Source organism: Methylobacterium sp. J-070, assembly GCF_022829385.1.
GTDB lineage: Bacteria > Pseudomonadota > Alphaproteobacteria > Rhizobiales > Beijerinckiaceae > Methylobacterium.
Genome location: NZ_JAKSXX010000164.1, coordinates 1 through 7015 on the forward strand (window position 1 = coordinate 1; position 7015 = coordinate 7015).

At 70.3% G+C, this 7015-nt stretch carries 7 protein-coding genes and 1 pseudogene; 5 read left to right on the top strand and 3 right to left on the bottom strand.

Annotated elements, in window-relative coordinates; all coding sequences use genetic code 11:
• Window positions 1-241 (top strand): annotated as a pseudogene (locus MKL01_RS15915) (histidine kinase); the annotation flags it as partial.
• A gap of 82 nt (window positions 242-323) precedes the next feature.
• Here the strand turns inward: MKL01_RS15915 and MKL01_RS15920 are convergent.
• From MKL01_RS15920 to MKL01_RS15930, 3 genes are all read right to left on the bottom strand, one after another.
• Entirely contained in the window at window positions 324-1463 is a 1140-nt protein-coding gene (locus MKL01_RS15920) for a hypothetical protein (protein WP_243906183.1), read from the bottom strand.
• 371 nt (window positions 1464-1834) lie between these two features.
• Window positions 1835-4018: a hypothetical protein gene (locus MKL01_RS15925; RefSeq protein ID WP_243906184.1), complete on the bottom strand. Its 2184-nt coding sequence runs from the start codon at window positions 4016-4018 to the stop codon at window positions 1835-1837.
• Complete coding sequence (locus tag MKL01_RS15930) at window positions 4018-4923, bottom strand: hypothetical protein (RefSeq protein WP_243906185.1); 906 nt, start codon at window positions 4921-4923, stop codon at window positions 4018-4020. Before MKL01_RS15930 ends, MKL01_RS15925 begins: the two co-directional genes overlap by 1 nt.
• A gap of 77 nt (window positions 4924-5000) precedes the next feature.
• Here MKL01_RS15930 and MKL01_RS15935 point away from each other — a divergent pair, with 77 nt between their 5' ends.
• From MKL01_RS15935 to MKL01_RS15950, 4 genes are read left to right on the top strand one after another with little or no spacing between them, the layout of a single operon-like run.
• Window positions 5001-5498, top strand: coding sequence for a hypothetical protein (locus MKL01_RS15935; RefSeq protein ID WP_243906186.1), 498 nt, complete (start codon window positions 5001-5003; stop codon window positions 5496-5498).
• Window positions 5498-5767: a hypothetical protein gene (locus MKL01_RS15940; protein ID WP_243906187.1), complete on the top strand. Its 270-nt coding sequence runs from the start codon at window positions 5498-5500 to the stop codon at window positions 5765-5767. The genes MKL01_RS15935 and MKL01_RS15940 overlap by 1 nt, the downstream gene beginning before the upstream one ends.
• Entirely contained in the window at window positions 5764-6225 is a 462-nt protein-coding gene (locus MKL01_RS15945; RefSeq protein WP_243906188.1) for a hypothetical protein, read from the top strand. The genes MKL01_RS15940 and MKL01_RS15945 overlap by 4 nt, the downstream gene beginning before the upstream one ends.
• On the top strand, window positions 6222-6881 hold the full coding sequence (locus MKL01_RS15950) for a bifunctional DNA primase/polymerase (RefSeq protein ID WP_243906189.1): 660 nt from the start codon (window positions 6222-6224) through the stop codon (window positions 6879-6881). The genes MKL01_RS15945 and MKL01_RS15950 overlap by 4 nt, the downstream gene beginning before the upstream one ends.
• Window positions 6882-7015 lie beyond the last annotated feature (134 nt).

Consider the following 7015-nt stretch of genomic DNA (forward strand, 5'->3'; position numbering starts at 1 on the left):
CTTCCACGGCTATCTGACGAACTACCGCGCCGACGGCACCCGGTACCGTGCCGAGATCGACTGCCGGCCGTTGCGCAGTGCAGATGGGCGGATCGAGAACTTCGTGTCCTTCGAGCGCGAGGTGGTCCGGCGCGTCGGCCGCCCTGCGATGAGCGCAGACGGGCGCTACGAGCCGATTAGCGTGGGCGACGATATGCTGGCGGGCGTGCTCCAAGAGCTTGCGCTGTTCCGGCACATCTGAGCGGCGACCCATCGAAGCGCCACCTCGACAGTCTCCCCGCCGCCCGCCATCTTGAGCCCATGCCCGCGCAGCACGGCCAGACCTACGATCCGCGCGTCTGGCCGCCCACACCGGCATTTCGCAGCATCCCGTAGAATTTCCCGGGGTCGAACATCTGCCGCGCCTGCTGCAGCGAGATCTGCCGCCCGCCGACCTCGGGTGCGCCCATCATGCCCGGCGCCTTCTGCCCTTGCTTCTGCTGCCCGGCCGCGATGGCCTTCAGCGCGTTCCCGAGCTGGGCGTACTGGTTGCTCGGCTGCTGCGCGGCAGGATCGGAGAAGCCGCCGGTTGCGGTGAGAGGCTGCCCGGACAGGGAGGCCACATCCGGCGTCGGCGAGGACTGGCCCGGCACGGCTGATCCGAGACCCTGAACACCGCCGAGCCCGAACCCACCGGCCTGCGCGGTCGAGCCCATCGAGGTCCCGGCCGGTCGAGCGATGCCAGGCGAGCCCGACGAGGAACCGGGGTTCGGCAACCCCTGCCCGTTCGCGAAGCTGTTGGCGTAGGCTTGCGTCGTCGCCAGCCGCGCCGCGTTCTCGCCGCCGGGGCGATTGTAGCCTGCGAACTTCCATGCGTCCGCCATCAGGCGATGCGCCTCCTCGGGGCTGCCGGCGTTCTGCAGGCTTTGCGTGAGCTGCGGGTTCTCGGCCAGCAGGAACTTGGCCTGCGCTACAACCGGGTCGGCCGCGCCCTGCGTGAAGGCCCGCATCTTGTCGAGGCGGTCGTCACGCCACGATAGGATGCCGCCGGACTGTCCCGCCTGCCCGCTCTCGGACGGGTCCGACCACGATCCGGTGATGTTCGCGGGCGAATACCGGCTCTCGTGCTGCGCGTAGGCCGCCACCGCCCCGAGACCGTTCGGGTTGGTGAGGCCGCCCTGCTGCAACGTGCTGATGAACCGACCGCGGATGTCGTTCGGATCCGGCGTCGCCGCCTCGGCGCTGTTCGGGCCCAGCGCGCTCATGGCCGCGGAGGCGAGGCCCTGTGCCTGCGGCTGCACCACGGGCGTCGGTGCTCCCGTCGGCGGCGTCTGCGGCTGATACCCGGTGAACCCCGGCGGCATGGCCTGGGGCACGTCCTGACCCATGCCGCCCTGACCCTGCGCCTGGGCGAGCTGCTGCATCTGCAGCCACTCCTGGATGGACGAACTCAACGGCGCGTCGCCACCCGTGAAAGAGGGCACGCCTCCAAAGCTCGGCCCGTCACTCATGCGAAATGCCCCTGCGTTGCGAAATCTAGCCTGCTGGCGGCCGTCCGCTGATTCCTGGTGCCTGCCTGCGGTTTTTCGCGAACGCCCATCCTGGGCTTCCGCACGCGATCCTGGCGGCTATCGACAGAATGCCGGGTCGGGGCCACATTCTCGGGCATGCCCCGCTGGCTCGAAATCGCCCTGACCCTCGTGCTTTTCGCCGTCGGCATGGCGGTGTTGTCGTGGGCCGTGAATGCGACCGTGCCGAGCGTGCATGCTTGGCTGATCAAGCACATCGGCAGGATAGGGGCTTGGGTCGGACTCATCGGGTTCTGGCTCATCTGCGGTTATTTCGCATGGCGCGGTCATCGACCGAGAAAGGGCACCGTCGGCAGACTGGAGGGCAGATAGCCCCGTGTCCGGTCGGCCTGTGAGATCGCCCCAGCCTGTGCCCCGAGGGCTGCCGCGTCCCCGTAGCCGCCGACCCGCTGCATCATCCGCCCGCGCCGCTCGATGGCATCCAGTAGGGCGTTGAGCGCGTCGCCGTTCTCCATCGTCACGGCACGGGCGAGCTGCTGGTTGCTGGCGAGGTCCGCCTGCCTGCCGGCGGCGCTGGTGGCGAGCTTCAGCCCGCCCATGCCGGCCTTGGTCGCCAGGGCACTCGCCCCCGCATCCGCACCGCCCAGGATCGTCGCCAGCCCCGGCAGCACGTCCGTCGAGCCGGCCGACACCTCGCGCGGGGTGATGTCCCGGGCCGAAGCAGTGCGCTGCGCCGTCTGACTGCCGCGCACGACATCGTTGTACGTCCGGTCGAACTGCGCCTCGCGCCCGACCGTGTTGGCCAGCCGCTGGGTCGGCTCCTCGCCGAACACCGTCGCCAAGCGAGCGCGGTTGAAGTCGCCCTCGCCCATGAGGTCGCGCTGCAAGGCCACCCGGTCGTTCAGGGTCGTGCCGAGATGGCGGTCGATCTCGGACCGGAGCCCTGTCCGCTGCATGAACTGCTCCATCGGGGACATGCCGACGGTCTCGGCCGCGAGCTGACCGGGACGGACCGCATCACGTCCGCCGCTCAGCAGCGTCTGCCCACGCGCTAAGGCGTCCCGGCCGGCGAGGTACTGCTGCGCCGTCCGGTTCGCGTCGGCATAGCCGGGTACCTGCGCCTCCAGGGCATCGTTCAGGGCACCACGGACCTGCCCGAGCCGGTTCACGGTGCTGGCGGCGGCAGAGCCCATCTGCCCCTGCGCCTGCGCGATCTGGGCGTCCAGCGCCTCCTTGGCGTTGTGCAGGGCCTCCGGCCGGCGGTCCGGAATGGCGGCTCGTCCGACACCGGGAACGTCGCCGTCCTGGTGCAGCAGACCCCAGGCGCGATCGAGGGCGTCGGCGGCGGGGCCCTTCTCCTGGCTTCGGAGATCGCGGACCATGCCCAGCACGTTGCTGGTGTCGACCTGTACGGGCTGGCCGGTCGCCTGCCGGTAGAGCGGCGGCACCACCCGGTCGTAGGACTGCTGCCGGGCCGCCTCGACCGTGGCGGGCTCGGCGGCCGGGCCGAGCGCCTGATCGACATCGCCACGGATCCGGGTGTTCGCGCCAGCAGCACGGGTTTCCAACGGGGTGACGATAGCGCCCCGGGTGGCGGGCTCGACCGCGAGGCCCTGCGCCCTGCCCGTGAAGGCCGGCGACGTGTCCATGAGCATGGCGGGCTGGCCGAGGTCGGCGAGCCGGGCGCGAACCGCATCGGCGCCCCCGGAGGCTGCCACGTCGTCGGCGATCTTCCCCGCGGCGGCCGATCCGAACCCTGCGGTAGGCGCGAGGCGACTGGCCGCGAACTCGCCAGCGTTGCGCACCCCTGCGCCGACGGCCGCGCCGAGGACGGGAGCTGCGCCACCGAGAACGCTACCGGCAGCGCCACCCTTCCACGTAGCATCAAGATCCCCGCCACTCCGAACCGCCGCGTCAGCACCGCCGAGCGCCCCGCCCGAGACCGTCGAGGCCAGCAGCCGCGCCGGCAGGGCCGCCTCGCCCGCGCCGAACAGAGCCGGGGCCGCCATGATCATCGGGGCGGTGCCCGCGATGCCTCCGGCCACACCGCCGACCGTGCTGGCGACAGGGTGCGCCGCCTTGGCGGCCGTGTCGTAGTCCTGGATGCGCTTCAGCTCGTCGCCGTAGGACGTGCCGTCTCGGTACGAGCGGATGCCGGCCGCAAGGCGATCACTGGCACCCGTCAGCATCGGCCCGACAATGGGCATGTCGTACATGGCGCTGCTGGCGGCGGCGTAGAGGCTGGCCGGAACGCCCGCGCCCTGCCGGTACAGATCCTCGCTGCTCGGCATGTCGGGCAGGCCACCCTCGACGTAGGGCGCGGCGGTGGCGGCCTTCGCGGCAGCGAGTTGCTGCGCCTGGCTTGGGTCCAGTGCTGGCCGAGACTGCCGCGCCTTGAACGCCGCATAGGCATCCGGGTCGAACGCCTCGATGGGGGCGGCCTGCGTACCCGCGGCCTGGGCCTTGAAGGCCGCGAAGGCATCGGGATCGAACGCCTCGATGTCGGCCATCAGAAGCCCTCCTGCAGCATGCGAGCGTGGGCGTCGGCCGCGGACAGGCCGCCCTGGCGAAGCTGCTGATAGCGGGCGGCTGGGGCGGCGGTCTGCGGCGCTTGGCTCTGCTGACCGATCCGGGGCGGCGTCGGCATGTCCGGCAGGTAGACGGACCGCTCGGGGCTGACGCCGTACTGCTGGGCGAGCCCGCGATAGCGATCCGCGACGCCGTCGGCGGTCTTGCGGGCGGCGCCGTACAGCTCGGCCGCTTGCCCGAGGAAATCCTTGCGCTGGGCGTCCGACAGGAATTCGCCGTTCAGAGCCTTGTTGTAGGCGTTCAGCACCCGCTCGGGCACGCCGGTGGCATTCTTGGCCGTGGCGTACTCGCCCTCACGGACCACCGAGCCGGGGTCGAGCATCTTCATGTAGCCGAAGATCAGGCCGATGTCGGAGGCGGGCGAGGGCGTGCCGGGGTTGTCCTGCCGCTGCTTCGTGGCTGCGATGACGCGCCCGTAGCCGTCGTGAACCTGCCCGAAGGTGCCGAGCTGCTTCAAGAACTCGGTGCGCAGCTTGTCCTCGGTCTCGAACCCCTGCGGCTTGTTGCCGGGAGCCTCGTACAGCGGCTTCATGGTGTTCGGGTCGAGGACGACGGCACCAGGACGCACCTGGATCGGCTTGTCCGGGACGGCATCGCTCTTGGCCTTCGCCTCCGCGCCGGCCACCGAACCCTTGTACTCGGGCGTGGCCGGACCGCCGGCGATCGGACGGTACTGGCCAGGGGTTGTCGGGTCGGCCTCGAACCCAGCCGGCGGCCCGGAGGCGGGACCGACAAGGTTGCCCTGCCCTGGCACGCCGCCGTTTTTGGACAGGTCGTAGATGTTGCCGCCGACGGTCTGGTAATTAGGCTTCGACTGCGCCAGCACGTTCGAGAGCAGTGTGGGGTTGCCGCCGTCCTTGCCAGCCTCGCCGGCATCGGCCCGCAGATGCGGGAGGCCCGCTGATGGCAGCGCCCAGCCCCATCACCGCCACGGCCTGCCTCACGTTCGACGCGGTGGCCGAGGCCGCGAGCCTGGCCGAGAGCTATGCCAGAAACGCGGTCGAGTTCGCCCTGATCCGAGACGCCAGAGGCGCTGCCTACAGCCTGAACTGCGCTGCCAAAGGCCCTCGCGTCGGCGGCTTCCACCGCGCAGGCCCTCCGGCCCACTCAGCAGGACGGGGGCGGCCGATGACGCACCCCCGCATCATCACGCCGCCCGTCGGCGCCCTCGCCTGCGCGAACTGCACGGCCTGGAACGACTGGGACAGCATAGCCGTCGGACAGGACGGACCGCGCGGGTTCGTGGTCATCGGCCGCAAGCCGACCGGCCAGTGTCGCGCCGCGCCGCCCAGCATCGACCCCGACGCGATCGCTGGTGACAATGCCTCCTGGCCGGTGGTCGCCGCCGACCATTGGTGCCGCCAGTTTGCGGCCCGAGACCAGAACGAGGAGGCCGCCTAATGGGGCGCGTCCTCACCTTCGGGCGCAAGTCCGCGCCGCCGGCACCCAAGCCGTATCCGAAGCCGGTTCGCGCCCCGTGGGGCGGCAACGTGTTCCTAGTCCCATTCGGCACCCCGCCGCACCAGGGCTGGACCGTGTTCGACGAGTCGCCATCCGGCGGCTCGTCCGGCAGCCATGGCGAATACACCGACCGCGCCGAGGCGGTCCGCGAGGGGCGGAAGCTCGCGGAGGAGATCGGCGGCACCTTCCATGACGGGGGTGCAGCATGAGCAACGTGATCTGCTTCCCCTCGCCCTTGTCGACCCAGCGGACCCCGACCGCCGTCGAGGTGATCGTCGCTCCGCAGGTCGACATGTGGGTGGCCTGGCTACGCCTCCCGACCGGCTACTACACCGCCCTAGAGCGGACGCCCGACGAGTGGCACGCGCTACGGGACGCCCGCGCCTATGCAGCCAGGCACGGCATCCCCGTCACGGTGCACAGCAAGCCGCTCGCCGTCGTGCTGGACGAGCCGCGGGCTGCCGGCCGGGGCGAAATCTCGATCTGGCCCGACCCCGACGGCGGCGGCTGCTGGCGGGTCGACCACATCTCGGCCTCCGGAGACTCCGCGGCGATCGTCGGCAGCGCCTTCAGCTTCGGCGAAGCCGTGACCATCGCTCGAGACGCAGCAGTGCGCCTCGGTGCGACCTTCGACGATCCGACCCCGCATTTCGGAGGCGCAGCATGACGGCGCACACCATGCCGAACCCGACCGAACTGCGCCTCGCTCTGCGTGAGAACGGCTATAACCCCGTGCCGGTCTCCAGTCCGAGCATGAACATCGACTCGGCCGGCAAGCGCCCCGTCATGTCAGGCTGGGAGCGCCGCTGCCTTGATGCGTCGCCGGATGAAATCCGACGGTGGGCGACGCACTACCCCGACAGTACCAACACCGGCTTGCTGTGCGGCCGGCTGGCAGGCGTCGACATCGACGTGAGGGTGCCGGAACTGGCCGCGTTGATTGCCGACCGGGCGCGCGGCATGCTCGGCCATACCCCGCTGGTACGGATCGGCCGCGAGCCGAAACTATTGCTTGGCTATCGGCTCGCGATCCCTCTCAAGAAAATCCAGACCCCGGCCCTGTTCTTCACCGAAGATCCCAAGGAGAAGGATACGAAGGTCGAGGTTCTGCTGTCTGGTCAGCACTTCGTCAGCTTCGGCATTCACCCCGAGACCGCCGCGCCATACCGCTGGCCGGATGCCTCGCCGCTAACCGTCCCCTTCGCCGAGCTGCCCGAGACCACTGAGGACGATCTACGCGACTTCATAGCCGAGGCCGAGGAGATCCTTCGGGAGGCCGGTGCAGCCACGCGCCGCGACCAGAAGAAAAGGACCCAAACCTGACCTGACCGGTATTTTGGACCGAGCCGATTGAGAGGCTACTGCATGGTGGCGGCGATGGGTAGCCGGAAGGCCAGATCCGGGTAGCTGACAGGCGCGGGCGGCCGATAGCCCAGGGACGAATGCGGCCGGACGCG